This is a genomic window from Vibrio comitans (assembly GCA_024346835.1).
Lineage (GTDB): Bacteria > Pseudomonadota > Gammaproteobacteria > Enterobacterales > Vibrionaceae > Vibrio > Vibrio comitans.
In genome coordinates this window covers 2,540,915-2,563,471 of the sequence record AP024866.1, presented here as the reverse complement: position 1 = coordinate 2,563,471, position 22,557 = coordinate 2,540,915, and the positions used below count along the sequence as shown (strand labels likewise).

Sequence of the window (22,557 nt, the reverse complement as noted above, 5' to 3'; positions counted from 1 at the left end):
ATAACCGCGTTAGAATTTTTGATTGTAGAATAACTACTTATCAAAAAATCCTGCCTTGTTATCCAGCGTTTTCCAGCGCTATGTTTGTTCACTTACTTACTGTGATTGGTATTTTCTATTGATGAATTTTAGGAATGAGTTGCTTGCGTAGAATTCGCTATTGTGATGTTAGTCGCAATGGTACTGTAGCGTCCTAACATAATTGAGTGGTCCCCAATACATGGAAGTCAGTTTCGAGGTTCTTACATTTCTATTTTTTGTTGCCGGCTTAGCAGGTTTTATCGATGCTATGGCGGGTGGTGGAGGACTTCTAACGCTTCCTGCTTTATTGGCGGCAGGTGTACCTCCAACCCAAGCGCTTGCCACGAATAAGCTTCAAAGCTCATTTGGCAGCTTTTCTGCTAGCTTTTATTTTGTTCGTAATGGTTTGGTTAACCTAAAAGAAATGCGCCTTGCGATTGCTTGCACCTTCATTGGGGCGGCAATAGGTGCTGAAGCGGTGCAGTTTATTGATGCCAGTCTTCTAACCAGCCTTATCCCAGCGCTATTGATTTTGATTTCTCTGTACTTTTTACTGGCACCGCAGACTCGTGAATCTGCCGGCAAACAGACAATGTCTGAGGCGATGTTTGCCTTAATGATCGGTGGTGGTGTTGGCTTTTATGATGGTTTCTTCGGGCCAGGCACAGGCTCAATCTTTACAGTTTGCTTTGTCGCCATCGGACATTTCTCACTAGTCGATGCGACCGCTAGAACCAAAATATTGAATTTCACCTCAAATATTGCTGCGCTAACCTTCTTCGTTATCGCAGGTCTGCCTATTTGGGAAATTGGCCTAGTCATGGCTGTGGGCGGGTTTATCGGTGCTCGATTTGGCGCTAAGGTCGTGGTATCTAAGGGACAAAAATGGATTCGTCCATTGGTCATCTTTATGTCAATGACGATGGCTCTGAAGCTGCTTTGGGAACAGCATCAGCAATGGTTTCAATCAGTATTTTCACTCTTTCATTTTTAAGTGATTTAGCTCGAACACACAGATGAACAGGGCGCACTAAAGGCCGCAGCTCTTCAAACTCGAATATATGTTGCGGTGCAATGTTGAGTGTCTTGATAATTGATAAAGGGATCAAAGCAGGAGCAAGCCCGCCAAGCGCAAGCCTAGCCGCGGCGGTATACGAGTCCATTTCCATTAATGGAGATACCCCAAGCGAACTTAAAAACTCTAACTGATAAGTATTGGCTGGGTTGGTGAGATCATTGCAGATAAGACCTGAAGGTAGCTTTGTTAGATGACTGCCACTAACAACAAAGAAAGACTCATCAAATAGATGAAACGTTTTCAAACCATGGCGTTTAGGCAGGTAACCTGCGCATAGGCCAAGTGTCGCTCTACCTGACTGCACATTCTCTACGATTCTTGGCGTATGGTTAGTGGTAATGGATAGGGCTCTATCCACTGTACGAAAGTACTCTACTTGTGTAGAGAGATAACCCGACAACAAGGTTTCAGAGCAATCCATTTTGATGATGGCATCGGATGATAGGCTCTGTTCGTCACTAATTAGGCCTTGTAACTCAATAAAGGTAGGGCCGACATTGCGAATTAAAGCCTCAGCCGCTGGTGTTAAGCGAATGAGTCTGCCGTCGGGCTCGACCAACTTTTTGTCTAATTTCTTTTCAAGATTTGCGATGCGTTTGCTGACGGCTGATTGGCTAATATAAAGCTGAGAGCCAGTGCGACTCATGGTTTTTTCTTTATTTAACACCAGCAGTGTTTCGATACCTTCGAGTAGCATGGTTCAGTCGTGAATATTTGGAATAGATAGCTGACAGTGTAGTGCTGTCAGCCTTAAGCTACAACTGGTTAGCGATTGAGAGCAAAGGTCGGTAAGGATAGATGCCAACGAATAGCAGCTAAGCGTATTGATAGAGTAACTGCAATACCGCCTAGCATAGCGTTAGTATTGCTTAGCCCAAACATCAGCAGTCCAACGTGCATGCTTCCTCCAGCCATACATGCAGTAGCATAAACTTCGCTACGAAGTACCATAGGGATTTCTCTAGCGAGAATGTCACGCAAGATACCACCGCCACATCCCGTTAATACACCCATCATCACTGCAATTAAATGCGAGTCCTGGTAAGTCAGTGCTTTTTCAACGCCGATGCCGACGAAAGCGGCTAACCCTATGGCATCACATACTGGTAGTAGATACCAAGCTACACGCTTAGGGCGTCGCACAATCAACATGGTGATTAAGCTGGTAATAATAATCACCCAGATATAGCTGGTATCTCCGATCCAAAAGACCGGCGTTGCACCAAGCATCATATCGCGGATAGTACCGCCACCGATGGCAGTCACCGATGCCAGTACCATCACCCCAAAAGGGTCCATTCTTAATCGACCCGCTAACAGTACCCCAGAAATCGCAAAGATAGCGGTACCAAACAGGTCGATAAAGTACAGCAGGCTCATTATGCAGCTTTAACCAATGACAACATGTTAAGCACCATTTCAGAAGAGCTTTCTGCTGCTAGAGGTAAGAATTCTTCAAAGCTTATTGGAGACTCTTTGTCTGCAACATCAGAAATAGCGCGAACCACAACAAATGGCACATCAAATTGGTGGCAGGTCTGCGCAATAGCAGAGGCTTCCATTTCAACGGCAATAACAGAAGGGAAGTTAGTGCGAATTCTTTGCTGCGCTTCAGCTGTGCATACGAAGGTGTCACCAGTACAGATTAAGCCATGAACAGCGTGCTTGTTGCTCATTTTATCTAGTGCAAATTGCGCTAGATTGATCAGGCTCTCATCCGCTTTAAATGCGGCTGGTTGGCTAGCCATTTGGCCAATTTCGTAACCAAATGCTGTTACATCAGCATCGTGATGGCGAACCTCTGTTGAGATGATGACATCACCTAGGTTTAACGTGGAGTCAAAACCGCCAGCAGAGCCCGTATTGATGATAACGTCAGGCTGGTAGTCACTGATCAGCAGTGTCGTACCTACGGATGCTGCTACCTTACCGATACCAGATTGAAGTAGAACGACTTCAACACCATCGATATCGCCAGAGAAGAAGGTACAACCGCCTTTTTTCTCTTCTTTCATTTGGTTGATAGATTGTTTTAGGATGGCAACTTCTTGTTCCATCGCGCCGATAATGCCGACTTTCATGAAAATCTCGCTCTGATCAATATAGCTAAGTAGATAGAGCGAGATTGTAGCATAGGAGTTTTAGGGAGGAGAGATTTAGATGAGTCCAGCTTGCTTTAGCGCTTCTCTTAATGCGTCAGCTCGTTTTCGGTTCACCCCGAAGTCAGAGTGGCCAGTGCGAGATTCTGAGCGAACGATTAAGTTGTTGCCCTCAATACGAAGCTCAAGATCATCAACAAAACGAAACACTCGACTGGTGTATTCAATCCTTAAATAGTTTTGCTCTTTGTCTGCGGTCTTTGCTCGCCCTAAGCTTAATGCGGCTTTTTCAATCTCGTCTAAGCTGGCATTTTCCGTTAGCGTAAAGGGAGCAAGAGTAAACTCTTCACGACTATCTTGAGTGGAAACGCAATTAGGTTTGTCACCACAAGGTTGCGCACTTCGGTCTTGCATGGTTATCTCTCCATTACTGCAGCCGAGTAGCGTCAGTGCTACTGCGGCTAATGTGAATATTTTGAACATCTTGTCTCTCTATATTGAGTCTACGCGTCGAATTTATGCATACAATCTTATACATCTAAGAAGTCGAGTATACCGTCAGCAGCCTTGCGGCCTTCGTCAATAGCCGTCACCACCAAATCTGATCCCCTTACGGCATCGCCACCGGAGAAGATTTTTTTATTGGAGGTTTGGAAAGCAAACTCTTGATTGGCTGGTGCTTTAATTCTTCCCCATTGGTCCAAATCAACACCATGAGGTGTTAGCCAATCCATTGCATGAGGCTGGAAACCAAAGGCCATAATCACGGCATCTGCCGCTAGCACATGTTCACTGCCGTCGACCTCAACAGGGCGACGACGACCGGCTTCATCAGGCTCACCAAGAGTGGTTTTTACCACCTTGACCCCTGTGACATTGCCATTGTCATCGACTTCGATGCCAAGTGGCTGCAAGTTAAACTGAAAATCAACGCCTTCTTCACGAGCATTTTTTACTTCACGTCGTGAGCCGGGCATGTTCTTTTCATCACGGCGGTAGGCACAAATAACATTGCTAGCATTTTGGCGAATTGAGGTGCGAACACAGTCCATAGCAGTATCACCACCACCTAGCACCACCACTCGCTTATCTTTCATACTGACAAGAGGGTGTTTGTCTTCAAATCCCATAACGTCATAGGTATTGGAGATCAAAAATGGTAGGGCATCGTAAACGCCATTGGCATCTTCGTTGTCCAAGCCTGCTCGGATATTTTTATAGGTCCCTACACCTAAAAAGACCGCGTCATGTTTATTGATAAGATCATCCATAGAGATGTCTTTACCGACTTCTGTATTGAGCTGAAATTCAACGCCCATCTCAGTGAATATCTTACGTCGGTTTTGCATCACTTCTTTTTCCAACTTAAAAGAAGGGATGCCAAAGGTAAGCAGTCCACCGATTTCAGGGTAGCGGTCATAAACGATAGCTTTAACCCCGTTACGAACCAAAATATCCGCAGCGGCTAAGCCTGCAGGCCCCGCGCCTATGATAGCAACGGTTTTATCTGTCCATTCGACATTAGACATGTCGGGTTTCCAGCCCATCTCAAAGGCTTTATCGGTGATGTATTTTTCAATGTTGCCAATGGTGACCGCGCCAAATTCATCATTTAGAGTACACGAACCCTCACAGAGTCTATCTTGAGGGCAGACTCGTCCACACACCTCTGGCAAGGAGTTCGTTTGATGAGACAACTCTGCTGCCTCAATGATGCGTCCTTCATTCGCTAGCTTTAGCCATTGAGGGATATAGTTGTGAACGGGACATTTCCACTCACAATAGGGGTTACCACAATCTAGGCATCGATCAGCCTGTGCACTTGCTTGCTGTTTAGTAAAGGGCTCATAGATCTCCACAAACTCAATCTTGCGGATTTTCAACGGCTTCTTTGCCGGGTCGACACGGCTTACATCGATGAATTGATAAACATTCTGACTCATAACTCAGTATCCTTACTTTGAGCTCATTACTGAGCTTGAACCCTTAATTCAGCGGCGCTACGGCTTTGATGCCCTAGCAAGGTGTTCAAATCTGCAGCCTTTGGTTTGATCAGGTAGAACCTTGGTATCCAGTTATCGAAATTCGCTAGGATATCCTCAGCATGAGAAGACGCTGTTTCTTCAAGGTGCTCTGCAATCAAACCTCGCAAGTGTTCTTGGTGAATCACTAGAGATTCAAGTGAGATTGCTTCTACTGATTCTTGGTTCACTCGGCCTTGGAAGTCTTGGTTATGGTCAAATACATAAGCAAAGCCGCCCGTCATTCCTGCGCCAAAGTTCACGCCAGTAGCCCCTAAGATAGCGACAATGCCACCTGTCATATACTCACAGGCATTATCACCCGCACCTTCAACCACTGCTATGGTGCCTGAGTTACGTACGGCAAATCGCTCACCAGCGCGCCCTGCGGCAAATAGTTTGCCGCCAGTGGCGCCATACAAACAGGTATTACCAATAATGGCAGCCTGTTGGCTTTCAAAGGCTGAGCCCAGATGAGGACGGATGGAGATCTTACCTCCCGCCATGCCTTTACCGACATAGTCGTTGGCATCACCAGTGAGTTTAATGTGCACACCGCCAGCGTTCCAAACACCAAGAGATTGTCCTGCGGTGCCGTTTAGGTTTAAGCAAATAGGTGAGCCTGCGACGCCAGCATTACCATATCGACGTGCAATCTCACCAGAGAGGCGTGCGCCAATTGAGCGGTCGGTATTCTTCACATCATAGTAAAGATTGAGTGATGCTCTAGCTTCAACCGCTGCTAATGCATCTTCAACGATAGTTTGGTTAAGGAAGGCCTTATCAAACGGCTTATTCGGCTCAGACCAGAATACTGGTGCCTCGGTAGGAGAGACTGGAGCCTCTAGGATATCGCTAAGATCTAGCTTGCTTTGCTTCGCGGTAAAGCCTTCGACAACCTCGAGCAAGTCGGTACGACCAATTAAATCTGTCAGTTTTTCTACACCTAATTCAGCCAGATAACCTCGAACCTCTTCGGCAAGACCCGTAAAATAGTTAATGACCATTTCAGGCAAACCTTTAAAGTATTCCTTGCGCAGGGTTTCATCCTGAGTGGCCACTCCAGTAGCGCAGTTGTTTAGGTGACAAATTCTTAGGAACTTACAGCCCATAGCGACCATTGGCGCAGTGCCAAAACCAAAGCTTTCTGCGCCTAAGATTGCACCCTTAATAACGTCTAGGCCTGTTTTTAGGCCACCATCTACTTGCAGGCGAATCTTATGGCGAAGCCCATTTGCAACCAGTGCTTGTTGAGTTTCAGCAAGCCCTAACTCCCACGGACTACCCGCATACTTCACCGATGTGAGCGGACTGGCCGCTGTCCCGCCGTCGTATCCTGAGATAGTGATAAGATCGGCATAAGCCTTGGCGACACCTGTTGCAATGGTGCCAACACCTGGCTCTGAAACCAACTTCACTGAGACTAAGGCGTCTGGGTTGACCTGCTTAAGATCGAAGATCAATTGCGCCAGATCTTCGATAGAATAAATGTCGTGATGAGGAGGAGGGGAGATCAATGTCACCCCTTGTACAGAATGCCTTAATTTGGCGATTTCTGCAGTCACTTTGTGGCCGGGTAACTGGCCGCCTTCACCGGGCTTGGCCCCTTGCGCTACCTTGATCTGCAGGACATCGGCATTGGTGAGATAGTGAGGCGTTACACCAAAGCGCCCTGATGCGACTTGCTTAATGCGTGAGTTGCGGTTGGTGCCAAAGCGAGTTGGATCTTCTCCGCCTTCTCCTGAGTTGGAGTAGCCACCAAGGTGGTTCATAGCTTGTGCCAAAGCTTGGTGAGCCTCAGGGCTAAGAGCACCGATGGACATAGCTGCTGAGTCGAAGCGTTTAAAGAGCTCTTTAGCGGGTTCTACTTGCTCATTAGCTAGTGGTTGTGGTGCTTTCTTCAGCTGCATCAGATCACGCAGAGTCGAGACTGGACGCTGATTTACCTGATTAGCGTAGGTTTGATAATCTTGGTTTTCCCCTGTTTTAACGGCAGTTTGTAGCTGGCTAACAACATCAGGGTTGTAGGTATGGTATTCGCCACCGTGAACGTATTTTAGTAAGCCACCATGTTCGATATCTTTGCGTTTTGCCCACGCCTTTCGCGATAGGTTAAATAGGTCTTGCTGGAAATCATCGAAGTGAGCGCCTTGAATACGGCTACTGACCCCCTTAAAGCACAGCTCGACAATGTCTTGATGCAGGCCAACCGCTTCAAACAGTTGTGAGCAACGATAAGACGCAATAGTCGAGATGCCCATCTTGGACATGATCTTAAATAGGCCCTTATCTATGCCTTTACGGTAGTTAAGCATAACCTCGGCATAAGGTTTATCGATGCCACCATTATCTATCTGTTCAGCAAGTACCTCGTAGGCAAGGTATGGGTAAACGGCTGTTGCGCCAAAGCCAAAGAGAACCGCAAACTGGTGAGGGTCACGAGCGGTAGCGGTTTTGACAATAATATTGGTATCACAGCGCAATTGCGCTTCCACCAGTCTGTTTTGCACAGCACCCACCGCCATAGCGGCAGGAATAGGCAGCTTGCCTTTTTCTAAATTTCTATCGGATAGTACAAGCAACACCGCGCCATCACGTACCGCTTGCTCAGAAGCGTCACATAGGGCTCTGATGGCTTGCTCTAGAGAAAGTTCATCGGGTGAATAGCACAGGTTAAAATACTGATGTTGATAGTGTTTCTGATTTAATTCTAGCAGTTGCTGCATGTCAGAATAGAGCAACACAGGCGAATCAAAGGTGACTCGATACGCATGTCCATCAGTCTCGTTAAAGACATTCATCTCTTTGCCGACACTTGTGGCAAGAGACATAACGTGTTTTTCACGCAATGGGTCTATCGGTGGGTTGGTGACTTGAGCAAACTTCTGTCTAAAGTAATCGGTGACTAAGCGCTCACGAGATGAAAGCACCGCCATAGGGGTATCATCACCCATAGAGCCAACCGCTTCTTGCCCCATATCACCAAGCACTTTAAGCACTTGCTCTCGCTCTTCTCGGCTGAAGGCAAATTGCTTTTGATAAGTCTTAAGCTCGTCATCGCTTAGGCTACGCTGTCCAATTTCATCACTGCTGAGCTTGGAAAATGGGGTAAGTTTATGAACGTTGTTCTCCATCCACTCTCGATAAGGGTGACGACTCTTTAGGTCGTTATCGATTTCGTCGGAATGCCATAGCTTGCCTTCTTTGGTATCGACTACGAGTAGCTCACCAGGGCCAACGCGTCCCTTTTCAGAAACCTCGTCTGGAGCGTAATCCCAGATCCCTACCTCTGATGCAAGGGTGATCAGCTTATCTTTAGTGATGACATAGCGTGCGGGACGCAAGCCATTGCGGTCTAAGTTACAGGCCGCGTAGCGACCATTGGACAACACAATACCTGCCGGTCCATCCCAGGGTTCCATATGTTTGGAGTTGAAGTCATAGAAAGCACGTAGGTCAGGATCCATATCTGGATGGTTTTGCCATGCTGGTGGCACGAGCATACGCATGGCTCTAAATATATCCATTCCGCCAGCAAGGAAGAGATCAAGCATATTATCTAGGCTGGATGAATCAGATCCTGTCTCATTGACGAATGGAGCCGCAGTTTGCAGATCAGGTAGCAATGGTGATGCGAATTTATAGGCTCGAGCTTTCGCCCACTGCCTGTTTCCTTGAATGGTGTTGATCTCACCATTGTGAGCGAGATAGCGAAACGGCTGTGCCAGTGGCCAGCGAGGTTGGGTATTGGTTGAGAATCGCTGGTGGAATAGACAGATCGCAGACTCAAGGCGAAGATCCGCGAGATCAAGGTAGAAGCGGGGTAGATCCGCTGGCATACATAGGCCTTTATATACGATCACCTTGGTAGAAAGGCTACAGATATAGAAGTCTTGTTGCTCAGCTAGTACTTTTTCAATTCGGCGTCGCGCTATATAGAGGCGGCGTTCAATATCTTTTTCACTCCAGCCAGCAGGCGCAGAAACAAAGACTTGTTCAATGGATGGAAGGGATTCTAATGCGATAGGACCGAGTACATCACTATTGGTTGGCACAGTACGCCAGCCCTCTACAGATAGTGTCTCTTGTCCGAGTTCTTTATTGATGGTCGCTTTGCATTGTTCGCTGATAACAGGGTCGCAGCTTAAGAAGAACATACCAACGGCATATTGTTTACCTAGGTTCCATTGCGCTTCTTGGGCAATCATACGAAAGTAAGAGTCGGGTTTTTGTAGCAACAATCCACAACCATCACCTGTTTTACCATCGGCGGCAATACCACCTCGGTGGGTCATTCTGTCCAGTGCTGATATAGCGGTACGTACTAATTTATGACTTGCCTCGCCCTCCATATGGGCGATTAATCCAAATCCACAGTTGTCTCTTTCAAAGCTCGGATCATACAAAGCCATCGCATTACTCCTTTTGCTCATTGCCTTAGCAATGACATCTCCAATGAATATTTAGGCATTCCAATGCCCAAAATATGTCACATTATGGATACATTTTTTTTGCATGGGTTTGACAAATTAAATCCAAAACGGAAAAAGGTCAAGGAGTGAACGATGCAGAAGTGGGGCGATAGGATACCAATCGTAGTAAATAGCTGCTCATCCTCGCTTGTTAAAACACTCGATAACGGCGTTAGAATTTTTAACTGTAGAACAACTACTTATCAAAAACTCTGCTTTGCTATCCAGCATTTCCCCTGCGCTATTTCTGAACACTTACTTACTGTGATTGGTATGAGGCCGTTTACGCTAGATATAAAAAAGGCCAGCGTTGTTACGGCTGGCCAAAGATTGAAATTTTTAACTGTCTAACTATTCAGCAAGCATTAAAGAATCAGCTTTAGCTTCAAGGTTAGAGTTTTGCATTAGGTATTTGTCGATAGCGATTGCACTTTCACGGCCTTCGTTGATACAGCGAACAACTAAAGACTGTCCAGTGCGCATATCGCCGGCAGCAAATACACCTTTTTGGTTCGTTGCAAATCCTTCGGTTGCTACGTTGCCTCGGTCATCAAGCTTGATGTCCAGTTGAGCCAATACACCTGTTGGTTCTGGGTGCAGGAAGCCCATCGCAAGGAACGCCATATCACAAGGGATCACACGCTCACTGCCTGCCACTTCTTCAAATGATGGACGCTCACCAGGAGCAGCGTCTTGCCAAACGATATCAGCAATGCGCAGACCAGTTACCTCACCTTTATCGTTACCGATAAACTCTTTGGTTAGGATATTCCAATGACGCTCACAGCCTTCTTCATGAGAAGTGGTTGTTTTCATGATCATTGGGTATTGCGGCCATGGCATGTTAGCTGGGCGCTTCTCTGGTGGGATCGGCATGATCTCAACCTGAGTAATGCTCGCCGCTTTATGGCGGTTAGAAGTACCCACACAGTCAGAACCTGTATCGCCACCACCGATAACGACAACATGCTTCCCTGCAGCGTGAATTTCTTCACCCTTTAGATCCATGTCGTTAGCACGACGGTTGTTTTGACCCAAGAACTCCATTGCGAAGTGAACGCCAGAGAGTTCACGACCAGGGATCGGAAGGTCACGCGGTACAGTTGAACCACCTGTTAGCAATACAACGTCAAAGTCTTGGCGTAATTGCTGAGCGTTGATATCAACGCCAATATGAGCATTGACTTCAAATTTCACACCGGCTTCAGCCATAAGGTCAATCTTACGGTCGATGATATTCATGCCCAGTTTAAAGTCAGGGATACCAAAGCGCAGTAGACCACCCACTTTTTCGTCACGCTCAAAGACAGTCACGCAGTGACCAGCACTGTTTAGCTGTTCTGCAGCCGCTAGACCAGCAGGACCACTACCAATGATAGCGATGCTCTTACCTGTGCGAGCACGTGGCTTCTTAGGCTTCGCGTATCCTTCTTTATAGGCACGCTCAACGATGGTCTTCTCGATGTTACAGATAGTAATAGGGTCTTGGTTGATCCCTAATACACACGCTGTTTCACACGGAGAAGGACATACACGACCCGTAAATTCAGGGAAGTTATTGGTAGAGCTTAGGATGTTCCAAGCCTCTTCCCAGCTGTCACGGTAAACCGCATCGTTGAACTCAGGAATGATGTTACCAATTGGGCAACCGCTGTGGCAGAAAGGTACGCCACAGTCCATACAACGAGATGCTTGAGTATTAATTTTTTCACCGAACTCTTCGTTGAGTACAAACTCTTTGTTGTCCTCGATACGAACAGATGGATCGCGTTTTTGTGGAAGCTCGCGACCGTGCTCCAAAAATCCAGTAGGCTTACCCATGATTAAACTGCCTCCGCTTCTGTTTGTTGCGCAGCGATTGCCTTGCGTTTTTGAAGAACGGCTTTGTAGTCACGTGGCATTACTTTCACCAATGACTGCAAGCTCACTTCAAAGTTGTCTAGGAAAGACTGAGCAACCTCACTTCCTGTGAATTGAACATGTTTAGTTAGCATATCAAGTAGCAGAGCTTTGTCTTCTGCTTCGATAGGATCTAGGTCTACAAGCTCAGCGTTAAGCTTGCTTTCAAAATCGCCAGCTTTGTCCCAAACGTACGCAACACCGCCACTCATACCAGCAGCAAAGTTACGACCTGTAGAGCCAAGGATTATAGCCACACCACCAGTCATGTATTCACAACCATGGTCGCCGACACCTTCTACAACAACCTTGGCGCCAGAGTTACGAACACAGAAGCGCTCGCCTGCTAGACCGCGGATGTATGACTCACCAGAGGTTGCACCGTAGAAACAAACGTTACCCACAACGATGTTATCTTCAGGAACGATGTTTGAGTTAGCATCAGGGTAGAGTACTAGCGTACCGCCTGACAGGCCTTTACCCCAGTAGTCGTTCGCGTCACCCTCAACCTCAAACTTCACGCCTTTAGCAAGGAATGCACCGAATGACTGACCTGCGCTACCATTGAATTTAACCTTCATTGGTTCAGGTAGACCTTGGTCTTTGTACACCTTCGAGATTTCGTTAGACAACATGGTGCCTACACTTCGGTCGGTGTTGATGATTGGGAATTCAGCTTCAACCGCCGCGCCCTTCTCTAGAGCAGGGATCGCTGTTTGGATAAGTTTGCGGTCCAATACATCTTCAAGGTTATGGTTTTGCTCAATCTGGTTAAATACGCCGTCTTCAGCACGCGCTGGTTCTACGTGTAGAACAGGCGACAAGTCTAGGTTTTTGTATTTCCAGTGTGCGATGTCTTCACGAACTTTTAGCTTGTGAGACTGACCAACCATCTCATCGATAGTACGGAAGCCAAGTTCAGCCATGATTTCGCGCATGCCTTCAGCCATGTATTGGAAGAAGGTCACAACGTCTTCTACGCGGCCATCAAAGCGCTCACGCAGAGTTTTGTTTTGCGTTGCGATACCAACAGGACAAGTGTTTTTATGACACTTACGCATCATGATACAGCCTTCAACAACCAATGCTGCAGTTGCCACGCCCCACTCTTCAGCACCGAGTAGTGTTGCCACTGCAAGGTCACGAGGTGTTTTCATCTGGCCATCAGACTGAACAACGATACGGTTACGTAGACCATTCTTCAGTAGTGTTTGGTGAGTTTCAGCTAGACCTAGCTCCCACGGCAAACCAGTGTGACGGATAGAAGACATTGGCGATGCGCCTGTACCACCATCAAAGCCAGCAATAAGAACAACGTCGGCTTTTGCTTTCGCTACGCCCGATGCGATCGTACCTACACCTGCCTCTGATACTAGCTTCACGTTCACGCGGCCAGCACGGTTAGCGTTCTTCAAGTCGTAGATCAGCTGAGCCAAATCTTCGATTGAGTAGATATCGTGGTGTGGTGGTGGTGAAATCAAGCCAACTCCTGGTGTGGAGTGACGTGTAGCACCGATCCAGTCATCGACTTTATCGCCCGGCAGTTGACCACCTTCGCCTGGTTTCGCACCTTGCGCCATCTTAATCTGAACTTCATCAGAGTTAGTTAGGTAGTAAGAGGTTACACCGAAGCGACCTGAAGCCACCTGCTTGATAGCAGAGCGTTCCCAATCACCGTTTTCTTTGCGCTCAAAGCGAGATGGGTCTTCACCGCCTTCACCTGAGTTTGATTTCGCACCGATGCGGTTCATAGCAACAGCAAGAGTAGAGTGCGCCTCGTAAGAGATAGAGCCGAATGACATTGCACCTGTTGCAAAGCGCTTTAGGATGCTTTCGATTGGTTCTACTTCTTCAATTGGGATTGAGCCTGCTGGGTTCTTAACAAAATCCAACTGACTACGTAAAGTAGCTGCGTTATCACCTTGGCTATCTACGGCCTGAGTGTATTGCTTAAACTGTGCAAAGTCTTTATTGCGAGTTGACTGTTGCAGAAGTGAGATGGTTTCAGGGTTAAACAGGTGTTTTTCACCACGCTGTTTCCACTGATAAACGCCACCTACATCGAGAAGTTGTATTGGGATCTCACGCGTTGGGTAACCAATGCGGTGACGAACCATCACTTCTTTAGCGATGTCATCAATGGTTAGACCCTGAATACGAGAAACCGTACCAGTGAAGTACTTATCGACAACAGACTTGCTGATACCCAGTGCTTCAAAGATTTGAGCGCCGTGGTAAGACTGCAATGTCGAGATACCCATCTTAGAGAAGATCTTCAGTAGGCCGCCATTAACGCCCTTACGGTAGTTCTCAAATAGGTCTTTAATGTGCGCTTCTGGGTCTAGTTTCTTAGTGCGCTGCAGATCAACCATAGTTTCAATAACTAGGTAAGGGTTAACTGCATTCGCACCGTAACCGATTAGCGTTGCAAAGTGGTGTGTTTCGCGAGCGTCGCCCGTCTCAACCACGATGTCACATTTAGCACGTAGACCTTTACGGATTAGGTGGTGGTGTACTGCGCCCACTGCTAGCATTGCTGGGATTGCAGCATGGTTTGAGTTCACCGCACGGTCAGTCAGAAGGATGATTGAGTAGCCATCGACTACGGCATCTTCTGCGTATTGGCAGATACGTTTTAGGGCGCGCTCTAGCTTGCCTTTGTCTTCGCCTGCTTGGAATACGATATCCAGAGTTTTAGCTTGCAGGTGCTCGTTATCGATAGCACGCAGTTTCTCAAGTTCAGAGTTTGATAGAACAGGAGACTCAAGCTCTACTTTTTGACAGTGTTCAGGTGTTTCAGTCAGTAGGTTCTGATCCTTACCAAGGTAAGTATTCAGAGACATAACCATGCGCTCACGAATTGGATCGATTGGCGGGTTAGTTACCTGAGCAAATAGCTGCTTAAAGTAGTTAGAAAGATGTTGAGACTGATGCGATAGCACAGCTAGCGGCCAGTCAGCACCCATAGCAGAAAGAGGCTCTTTACCTTCTTTTGCCATTGGTACAATAATTTCATTTACTTCTTCAGAGCTAACACCGAATGCTTGTTGCTTATGCAGTAAGCGCTCTGCTGAAGGTTGGTTGAATTCATTCTCTGCGTCAGGCAGTTTTTTCAGACTCAATAGGTTTTCTTCAACCCACTTCTCATACGGCTGAGCGTTTGAGATTGAATCTTTTACTTCTTCATCTGAGATGATGCGACCTTGCTCAAGGTCAGCAACGAAGATACGGCCAGGTTGTAGGCGACCACGGAATTCAACGTTTTCTGGTTCAATTTCTACTACGCCAGATTCTGATGCCATCACTAGGAAGTCATCTTTAGTTACTGTGTAGCGAGAAGGGCGCAGACCGTTACGGTCTAGTGTTGCACCTACTTGAACACCATCAGTAAAACATACTGATGCAGGGCCGTCCCATGGTTCCATGATATTCGCGTGATACTGATAGAAAGCACGACGCTTAGGATCCATGTTCTTGTTCTCTTGCCATGCTTCTGGAATGAGCATCATCAGAGCATGTGGAAGAGTACGACCTGATAGCACTAGAAGCTCTAGAGCCATATCAAAGTTGGATGAATCTGAACTACCTTCTTGACAGATAGGTAGAAGCATATCGATTTCAGCTTGGCTGAATAGATCAGATTCAAGAATTGCCTCACGCGCCTTCATCCAGTTCAGGTTACCGCGAACTGTGTTGATCTCACCATTGTGCGCAATGTAGCGGAAAGGCTGAGCCAGACGCCATCTTGGGAATGTGTTGGTTGAGAAGCGTGAGTGAACCAAGGCAAGTGCAGTCACCATGGTTGGGTTTTGTAGGTCAAGGAAGTACTGAGGTACTTGCTCTGTAGTTAGCTGACCTTTGTAAACTAGTGTCTTATAAGACAAAGAGTTGATATAGAAGTCATCGCCAATGTTAGAAACACTTTCCAGACAAACTCGAACAGTATAGTTACGCAGAACGTATAGCTTTCTTTCAAGCTCTTCAGGTGTTGTGCTTGGGCCACCTGTAATGAATACATGCTCGAATTGAGGCTCAGTGCTTAATGGGTCGGCACCCAGCATAGAGTTATCAGTAGGCAGAACGCGGTAGCCTAGAACTTCAAGGTCTAGTCGTTGTGCGTTGCGCTCTAGAATGTCGCGACACTGTGCACGTTTATACTCATCACGAGGGAAGAGTACTACACCCACACCGTACTTCTCAAAAGACGGCAGGCGAATGCCCAGTTTAACAGTCTCTTCTAGTAGAAACTCATGCGGTTTCTGAAGCAGAATACCTGCACCATCACCTGAACATGGATCACAGCCTTGGCCACCACGGTGTTCCATACGGGCTAGCATATCCAATGCTTGAGTTACGACTTGATGAGATTTTCGGTTTTTGAGGTGAGCAACAAAACCGATGCCACAAGCGTCATGCTCCAATTCAGGAGTATATAAACCCTGGGCTGATTGCTCTCTATCCAACATAGGTAAATCCTTCCAATCTAATACGGCGGTGGGAGTGCTCCCGTGCCATTCCTTATAATTGTCTTCTTAAGGGCTAATTGTGTGCATTAGCCTGCTTCCATTCCGTCTCTCGCTGAAAAGTTTGCGAGAAAAACATTCCTTGGTCATTTCCAATATTTAGCTTCTGATTAATAGAATCTTATAAAGGTAGGTGCGGAATATGACCGACTATTCATCTAAATCGAAGGCTTTAAAATAGCCGATTTTAGGCGATAGTTGTAACTATCCTACAATTTTGTCTAGCTTAATTCCAACTAAAGTTGCACCAAAATGGATTTTTTATGAACAGTTATCGATTGCATTTAGTTAACATCTTTGCATTTGTATTCACATGCAACCCTTTGCGTGAATAGATAGTGCAAAAAATACCCATCGATATAAAAAGACGAAAATGCTAAAATACGCGGCCTTTGCTTGCAGGGATGTAATTTAGTTTCACGACAGGATGTCGGCCATAAATCGCTTTACAGGTTAATTATCCAATGCAGTTACATGAACTCGTCAATACCTTAGGTCAGGACCTCCAACGTCGTTACGGCGAAAAGGTGCATAAACTGACTCTTCATGGTGGTTTTAGCTGTCCCAATCGCGATGGAACGATTGGCCGTGGTGGCTGTACGTTCTGCAATGTCTCATCATTTGTAGATGAATCGACACAAACACAAGCAATCCAAGTTCAGCTGAGCGATCGCTCTAAAGAAATAAAGCGCGCCAAGAAATACTTTGCGTACTTTCAGGCTTATACCAATACCTTTGCTGAGGTTCAGGTTCTCAGAAATATGTATGAAGAGGCCTTAGAGTCTGCTGACATAGTGGGACTTTGTGTTGGTACACGCCCAGATTGTGTTCCTGATGCAGTGATGGATCTGCTGGTGGAATATAAGCAAAAAGGCTATGAAATATGGCTGGAGTTAGGGCTGCAAACGGCCAACAACGATACTCTTAAGCGTATTAATCGTGGCCATGACTTCGAATGCTATGCAGAGATCACTAAGAAAGCTCGCGAAAATGGTATTAAGGTATGTACGCACTTGATTGTGGGCCTACCTAAAGAGACCAAGCAAGATAATATCGAAACTTTGCAAAAAGTGCTGGAGGTCGGGACTGACGGTATTAAGTTGCACGGCTTACATATTGTGGAAGGCAGCACTATGGCTAAGGCATGGAAGGCGGGGAAACTTGAAGCGCCTGAGCTTGATGTTTACGTCGATATTGCGTCGGAGCTAATTCGAATGACACCCCCAGAGGTGGTTTATCATCGTGTATCTTCGGCGGCGCGCAGACCTACTTTGCTATCCCCATTATGGTGCGAGAATCGCTGGTTGGCGATGACCGAAATAGGGCGTGCATTGGATCGCGATGGTGCGCAGGGCTCTCTTATTGAGCAACCCTTCCTCTACACAAAGCCAGTATTGAGCTAACTTACCTCTAATTTACTCTCTTGCCTTACTTACTTTTACGGTTAGGCAAGATAGACTACAAGCAGTTACAGCAATTGGACTGCTTGATGAAACAGCTGAAAACCTACTCACAATACTACGTCGATCTTCTGGTTAAACTTGGGATATATCGATTCTCTTTTCTCATTGCCGTTGCATTGATCACTTTGGCGATCTTGGTACAGCTGGGCATTAGTTGGGTTCTAGGGGAAGAGTTTGAGTATAAGCACATGCTTCGCTCCCTCGCTTTTGGACTGATCATGACACCTTGGGCGGTGTACTTTATTTCGATAGTCGTTGAACAACTTGAAGAGTCTCGTCGTCGTCTGTCGAAACTGGTTTCAAAGCTCAGCGATATGCGAGAACGGGATTTAGAGCTGAATAACCAGCTTACCCAGAACCTAGATAAATTGAATCTTGAGATGAAGGAGCGCTTGTCCGCTGAGGAGTCTCGAGAGCAAGCAATGCTGGATCTTGAGCATGAGGTGATTCAGCGAGAAGTCACTCAGATAGCCCTTTCTGAAAGAACAGCACTGCTTCGCTCATTTATTGATGCCTGTCCTGATTTGTTTTATTACCGCACCGCCGACGGCGTTTTTTCTGGATGTAACCAAGCGGTAGAAAAACTTACTGGTAAGAAGGAAAAAGAGCTCGTAGGCCTAACACCATGGCAGGTCTATAAAAAAGAGATCGCACAACAGATCGTAGAAACCGATCAGATCGTGTTTGAGAACAAAGAAGAGCTCATATACGAGCAGTGGCTTGAGTACCCCGATGGTAGAAAAGCCTACTTTGAGTTGCGTAAGGTGCCTTTCTTTAATAAAGATGGCCAGCATCTTGGTTTGGTGGGCTTTGGTCGTGATATCACAGAGCGCAAGCTCAATGAGAAATCCCTAGAGAAGGCCAGCCGAGATAAAACCACCTTTATCTCTACCATTAGTCATGAGCTAAGAACACCACTTAACGGCATCGTTGGGCTTAGCCGAATGTTATTGGGCACGAGTCTCGATAAAGAGCAGCGCCAGTATATGCAAACTATCAATGTCAGTGCGATTACATTGGGGCATATCTTTAACGATATCATTGATATAGATAAGTTCGACCGCAATAAACTGGAGCTAGTGCCATCCGAGTTAAATTTTAATGACTTTGTTACTGAGCTAGATAGCTTGTCGCGCCTTATGGCGGAACAAAAAAGCCTAAGATTTGAATTAGAAAGACTGACCGACATGCCCGATAGCATCGTTGTTGATGCTACGCGATTGCGCCAGGTGTTGTGGAACCTTATCAGCAATGCAATGAAGTTTACCGCTGAGGGTGGGGTATTCGTGAATGTGAGTGCAGACCCAACAGATGACAACCAAATAGCGATTCGCTTTGAAATAGAAGATACCGGTGTCGGGATCCCAGAGTCTGAACTAAAGAAGATCTTTGCCATGTATTATCAGGTGAAGTCGAAAGAAGGGAATCTACATGCCGTGGGCACAGGCATTGGTTTGGCGGTTTCTCAGTCTCTGATTCGAAAAATGGGTGGCGATATCTATGTGAATAGTGAACTGGGGCATGGTAGTACCTTTACTGTTGAGATTATCGTTCCGCGCGGGAAAGGCCTCACTGCTATTGTTGAAAGCCCTGAACCGCAACAGCGTCCACTTTCTATTTTTATGATTGAGGATATCGAGCTTAACATCACAGTGGCACGTTCGCTGATCAATAGCTTCGGTCACTCTGTTGATGTTGCCATGACTGGTCAAGAAGCCCTGAGTAAGTTTGAGCCTACCAAATACGACATCGTGCTACTGGATATACAATTGCCAGACATGACCGGGTTTGATATCGCGAAAGAGCTACAAAGTCGCTATACAAACCTACCTCCTATCGTGGCGCTTACGGCTAATCTTGTGAAAGACAAAACCGCTTATCGTGAAGCGGGTATGCAGGATGCGATTAGTAAGCCACTATCAGCAAAAGCACTGCGCAAGATATTGAAGAAGCTCTGCTATTTGGATGATCAAAGTGTCGAGGAGAAAACTCATGCGACTAAGTCAGTCTTGGAAGACACCACAGTAGAGCAGGTCGTAACAGATGAGTTAGTTGATAAAGAGATGCTCACCTCTTACATAGAGATCGTTGGTAAAAAGCCAGTTTTAGATAGCGTAGAGTTGTTTAAAGAAATGATGCCTGAATATGTCGCTATATTGGACTCCAACTTAGTCGCAAGGGATCAAGAAGCGATTGTCTCTGAAGCACATAAGATCAAAGGAGCGGCTGGTTCAGTTGGGCTTAAGCGAATCCAAATGGTAGCCCAACAAGCTCAGTCACCCGAGTTGCCTGCATGGTGGGAGAACATCAATGATTGGATCGATGAGATAAAAACCAGCTATCTATCGGATATAGATGTCCTTAAAGATTGGATTGAGCAAGAGTTTGATAAATAATAGGTTTATAATCAAATACATTCATAATGGTTTACGAACAGGAGTCAGCCATGAGAGTTAAAGTATTAGGAACAGTATTACTTAGTTCTGCATTATTGTTTGGTTGCGCTTCTACAGGTGAACAAGTGCCTTGGATGGAAGCTGCACCAACAGCGCAGGTTGAGCAAACCAGTGTGGTACTCGAGTCAACCATGTGGGGCAATAAGATGCCGACTTTTGATGAGGTGCATTCTTTTCCTCTACACGGCACTCTAATCTTGAGCTCAAGTGATGCTATCCCAGCGGACCTAGGCGTGACCTCTATCTGGATTCGACACAATGGCGAGGCGTTTCAAATTGACGCTGATGCTTTTGATGTAGAAGCGATTACCGAAAAGCAGTGGAAGATTTCATTTAAACAAGTGGAATACTTCGACGGTAGCTTTGAATCTGCGGACGTGGCAGTAGAGTTGGAGAGCGACGTTCAAAAAATTTGGCTAGTTGAAAAGTCCGTTGATGTGGATACGGTATACTAATACCCAGCGTAGAAATGAAAAAACCCAGCATACGCTGGGTTTTTTTATAATCAATACGAAATCGACTATTAGTCTAGGTCACCACAGAAGCGGTAGCCTTCACCGTGAATGGTCGCGATGATCTCAGGAGTACCAGCAACTGATTCGAAGTGCTTACGAATACGACGGATAGTTACGTCTACTGTACGGTCGTGTGGCTTAAGCTCACGTCCAGTCATCTTCTTAAGCAATTCGGCACGAGTTTGGATTTTGCCTGGGTTTTCACAGAAGTGAAGTAGGGCACGAAACTCTGAGCGAGGTAGCTTGTAGCCTTCGCCGTTTGGATTAATCAAAGAGCGGCTGTTGATATCTAGAACCCAACCGTTGAATGTGTACTTCTCAACGTTTTTGCTTTCTTCTTCATCTTTGCTCACATTCATTGAACGAGATAGAAGGTTACGAGCACGGATAGTCAGTTCACGTGGGTTGAAAGGCTTAGTGATGTAGTCATCAGCGCCGATTTCAAGACCCAAAATTTTGTCAACTTCGTTGTCACGGCCAGTCAGGAACATAAGTGCAACGTTCGCTTGTTCTCTTAGCTCACGAGCTAGAAGAAGACCATTTTTACCTGGTAGGTTGATATCCATTATCACCAAGTTTACTGAGTTCTCAGAGATCACTTGATGCATAGAATCGCCGTCGATAGCTTCGAATACACTGTATCCTTCAGCTTCAAAGATGCTCTTGAGGGTACTACGAGTAACTTGTTCGTCTTCTACAATAAGAATGTTAGGGGTTTGCATTGGCTCTACCTAAACTATGTGTAATGGGTTTTAAATATATAAATTCTAGGCAAAAAAATAACATTAAGGTAATCATTTGTGCATACTTATTGATGCGACTTATGATCTCTTCAACCTCAATGTCCCCCTCCTTGGAAATTCTCTAAGATACCTATAAGTCCGTAAGTATCTATCATTCTTAGCCAAATTAGTTGCGCATCATACCGACTTAACAGCTTTCTAACAATCGCTTGTTGTTAATTTATTTCACTTTATTGATTTAAATCAATCGATATTTTTAACAATGTTCCGAAAAGGCCGTGAAAAACCGTGATGTAGCTCTATATTCGCTGTAGCTAAGTTACAGTACCGCGTTCCGTAGTGTAAGTTAAAAGGGGTATCGTTACGCAGGTGTAAAAAGCATGTGTAAGAAAAACTTAAAAACTGAACCCTAACTTCACTTCGATTGCACTTTGCCAGTCTTCGTAATCTAGCGTTGCTTTCAAATTAAGGCTGTCGGTAAGCATATATTTACCTGATAGTTCAGCGCCCATAGAGTCTGTGATGCTTTCCTCGCTGGAGTCTGAAGCGGTATAAATGGCACTATTGAGAGACAATTTTTGGTTGAACTGGTAGTTAACACCGCTGAGAAAGCCTCGGTTGGGCTGCTTGTCTCCTGAGTTTGAGATTCGGGTAGCGACAAATAAGTCTATATTGTCGAGGACTGAGTAGGCATACCCAGTGTCCATTCGCCATTCATCAAATTGTTCACCAGAGGTGGAGTCTGCAGACATAAATAAGCGGTGAGGGGATTGGGAGCTCAAGGACACTGCATTTGCATCGTACTCTGTCTCGTTTTCAAAGTCGGATGCCGCATGAGCAATTGTCGTCAGCAGCAAAGAGACAATCAGCGTGGCAAAAAGCATCGCTTTACGAACATTCAATCGCATTTTGCCTCCTAATCAGTCCTTTGAAGAGTATCAATTATGGATGGAGAAAAGACGATTTTCCAATCTGTTAGTTATATTTTGCATGTCTAGTCTATGCAATATTGTGCATTTCCTTTTTTTAGTTAAATTTTTCATGCTGTTATGCGACTTCTGTGCTCTCATTTTTATTATCAAAAATGAAAAATTAATCTGTTTTGTTAATTTGTCGTTGACGAATTAAAGCAAAATAGGTAATTCTAGAGTCAGACACAGAAAATAGATTGATTAGAATAGACTGATGAACACACGTAGCCTGATTACCCGAATGATTATTACCAGCACCATGAGTGTTGGGGCAGGCTGCTGAAAGAAACATTTTT

Annotated in this window: 14 protein-coding genes; 4 read left to right on the top strand and 10 right to left on the bottom strand. The window is 45.8% G+C overall.

What is annotated here, in order from left to right:
* The first annotated feature begins 220 nt into the window (after positions 1 to 220).
* Positions 221 to 1,015, top strand: a complete 795-nt coding sequence (locus OCU46_RS11745) for a TSUP family transporter (protein ID WP_141270755.1) — start codon at positions 221 to 223, stop codon at positions 1,013 to 1,015.
* On the opposite strand, the gene OCU46_RS11740 is transcribed toward OCU46_RS11745, so the two are convergent.
* The 8 genes from OCU46_RS11740 to gltB (OCU46_RS11705) form a co-directional block, all read right to left on the bottom strand.
* Positions 930 to 1,796, bottom strand: a complete 867-nt coding sequence (locus OCU46_RS11740; protein ID WP_141270754.1) for a LysR family transcriptional regulator — start codon at positions 1,794 to 1,796, stop codon at positions 930 to 932. The two genes, OCU46_RS11745 and OCU46_RS11740, sit on opposite strands and share 86 nt — an antisense overlap.
* A 68-nt stretch (positions 1,797 to 1,864) precedes the next feature.
* Complete coding sequence (locus OCU46_RS11735; RefSeq protein ID WP_141270753.1) at positions 1,865 to 2,479, bottom strand: trimeric intracellular cation channel family protein; 615 nt, start codon at positions 2,477 to 2,479, stop codon at positions 1,865 to 1,867.
* The gene (mtnN, locus tag OCU46_RS11730; RefSeq protein WP_141270752.1) at positions 2,479 to 3,180 is read right to left on the bottom strand and encodes a 5'-methylthioadenosine/S-adenosylhomocysteine nucleosidase; all 702 of its coding nucleotides are present in this window, start codon (positions 3,178 to 3,180) and stop codon (positions 2,479 to 2,481) included. Before mtnN ends, OCU46_RS11735 begins: the two co-directional genes overlap by 1 nt.
* A gap of 75 nt (positions 3,181 to 3,255) precedes the next feature.
* Positions 3,256 to 3,681 carry a DUF1499 domain-containing protein gene (locus OCU46_RS11725; RefSeq protein WP_141270751.1) on the bottom strand — a complete coding sequence of 142 codons (426 nt, stop codon included), beginning with the start codon at positions 3,679 to 3,681 and terminating at the stop codon, positions 3,256 to 3,258.
* A gap of 47 nt (positions 3,682 to 3,728) precedes the next feature.
* On the bottom strand, positions 3,729 to 5,141 hold the full coding sequence (locus OCU46_RS11720; protein WP_141270750.1) for an FAD-dependent oxidoreductase: 1,413 nt from the start codon (positions 5,139 to 5,141) through the stop codon (positions 3,729 to 3,731).
* Positions 5,142 to 5,167: 26 nt separating this feature from the next.
* Positions 5,168 to 9,631 carry a glutamate synthase large subunit gene (gene gltB / locus OCU46_RS11715; protein ID WP_141270749.1) on the bottom strand — a complete coding sequence of 1,488 codons (4,464 nt, stop codon included), beginning with the start codon at positions 9,629 to 9,631 and terminating at the stop codon, positions 5,168 to 5,170.
* 411 nt (positions 9,632 to 10,042) lie between these two features.
* A complete protein-coding gene (locus OCU46_RS11710; RefSeq protein ID WP_141270747.1) occupies positions 10,043 to 11,512 on the bottom strand; it encodes a glutamate synthase subunit beta in 1,470 nt (489 codons plus the stop codon).
* Positions 11,513 to 11,514: 2 nt separating this feature from the next.
* Positions 11,515 to 16,056, bottom strand: a complete 4,542-nt coding sequence (gene gltB / locus OCU46_RS11705) for a glutamate synthase large subunit (RefSeq protein ID WP_141270746.1) — start codon at positions 16,054 to 16,056, stop codon at positions 11,515 to 11,517.
* A gap of 521 nt (positions 16,057 to 16,577) precedes the next feature.
* On the opposite strand from gltB (OCU46_RS11705), the gene mnmL reads away from it, so the two are divergent.
* From mnmL to OCU46_RS11690, 3 genes are all read left to right on the top strand, one after another.
* On the top strand, positions 16,578 to 17,516 hold the full coding sequence (gene mnmL / locus OCU46_RS11700; protein WP_141270745.1) for a tRNA modification radical SAM protein MnmL/YtqA: 939 nt from the start codon (positions 16,578 to 16,580) through the stop codon (positions 17,514 to 17,516).
* 86 nt (positions 17,517 to 17,602) lie between these two features.
* Complete coding sequence (gene arcB, locus OCU46_RS11695) at positions 17,603 to 19,972, top strand: aerobic respiration two-component sensor histidine kinase ArcB (protein WP_141270744.1); 2,370 nt, start codon at positions 17,603 to 17,605, stop codon at positions 19,970 to 19,972.
* Positions 19,973 to 20,022: 50 nt separating this feature from the next.
* Entirely contained in the window at positions 20,023 to 20,487 is a 465-nt protein-coding gene (locus OCU46_RS11690) for a hypothetical protein (RefSeq protein WP_141270743.1), read from the top strand.
* A gap of 68 nt (positions 20,488 to 20,555) precedes the next feature.
* Here OCU46_RS11690 and arcA read toward each other — a convergent pair whose 3' ends face one another.
* Positions 20,556 to 21,269, bottom strand: a complete 714-nt coding sequence (gene arcA / locus OCU46_RS11685; RefSeq protein ID WP_141270742.1) for a two-component system response regulator ArcA — start codon at positions 21,267 to 21,269, stop codon at positions 20,556 to 20,558.
* A 416-nt stretch (positions 21,270 to 21,685) separates the two neighbouring features.
* Positions 21,686 to 22,198, bottom strand: a complete 513-nt coding sequence (locus OCU46_RS11680) for a hypothetical protein (protein ID WP_141270741.1) — start codon at positions 22,196 to 22,198, stop codon at positions 21,686 to 21,688.
* Positions 22,199 to 22,557: the final 359 nt, after the last annotated feature.

What these genes read in the sequence shown, in the direction of transcription:
- OCU46_RS11680 (WP_141270741.1), bottom strand. Translation starts at nt 22,198, where the DNA reads ATGCGATTGAATGTTCGTAAAGCGATGCTTTTTGCCACGCTGATTGTC.
- OCU46_RS11690 (WP_141270743.1), top strand. Translation starts at nt 20,023, where the DNA reads ATGAGAGTTAAAGTATTAGGAACAGTATTACTTAGTTCTGCATTATTG.
- arcA (WP_141270742.1), bottom strand. Translation starts at nt 21,269, where the DNA reads ATGCAAACCCCTAACATTCTTATTGTAGAAGACGAACAAGTTACTCGT.
- mnmL (WP_141270745.1), top strand. Translation starts at nt 16,578, where the DNA reads ATGCAGTTACATGAACTCGTCAATACCTTAGGTCAGGACCTCCAACGT.
- OCU46_RS11740 (WP_141270754.1), bottom strand. Translation starts at nt 1,796, where the DNA reads ATGCTACTCGAAGGTATCGAAACACTGCTGGTGTTAAATAAAGAAAAA.
- OCU46_RS11710 (WP_141270747.1), bottom strand. Translation starts at nt 11,512, where the DNA reads ATGGGTAAGCCTACTGGATTTTTGGAGCACGGTCGCGAGCTTCCACAA.
- gltB (WP_141270749.1), bottom strand. Translation starts at nt 9,631, where the DNA reads ATGGCTTTGTATGATCCGAGCTTTGAAAGAGACAACTGTGGATTTGGA.
- mtnN (WP_141270752.1), bottom strand. Translation starts at nt 3,180, where the DNA reads ATGAAAGTCGGCATTATCGGCGCGATGGAACAAGAAGTTGCCATCCTA.
- OCU46_RS11725 (WP_141270751.1), bottom strand. Translation starts at nt 3,681, where the DNA reads ATGTTCAAAATATTCACATTAGCCGCAGTAGCACTGACGCTACTCGGC.
- OCU46_RS11720 (WP_141270750.1), bottom strand. Translation starts at nt 5,141, where the DNA reads ATGAGTCAGAATGTTTATCAATTCATCGATGTAAGCCGTGTCGACCCG.
- OCU46_RS11745 (WP_141270755.1), top strand. Translation starts at nt 221, where the DNA reads ATGGAAGTCAGTTTCGAGGTTCTTACATTTCTATTTTTTGTTGCCGGC.
- gltB (WP_141270746.1), bottom strand. Translation starts at nt 16,056, where the DNA reads ATGTTGGATAGAGAGCAATCAGCCCAGGGTTTATATACTCCTGAATTG.
- arcB (WP_141270744.1), top strand. Translation starts at nt 17,603, where the DNA reads ATGAAACAGCTGAAAACCTACTCACAATACTACGTCGATCTTCTGGTT.
- OCU46_RS11735 (WP_141270753.1), bottom strand. Translation starts at nt 2,479, where the DNA reads ATGAGCCTGCTGTACTTTATCGACCTGTTTGGTACCGCTATCTTTGCG.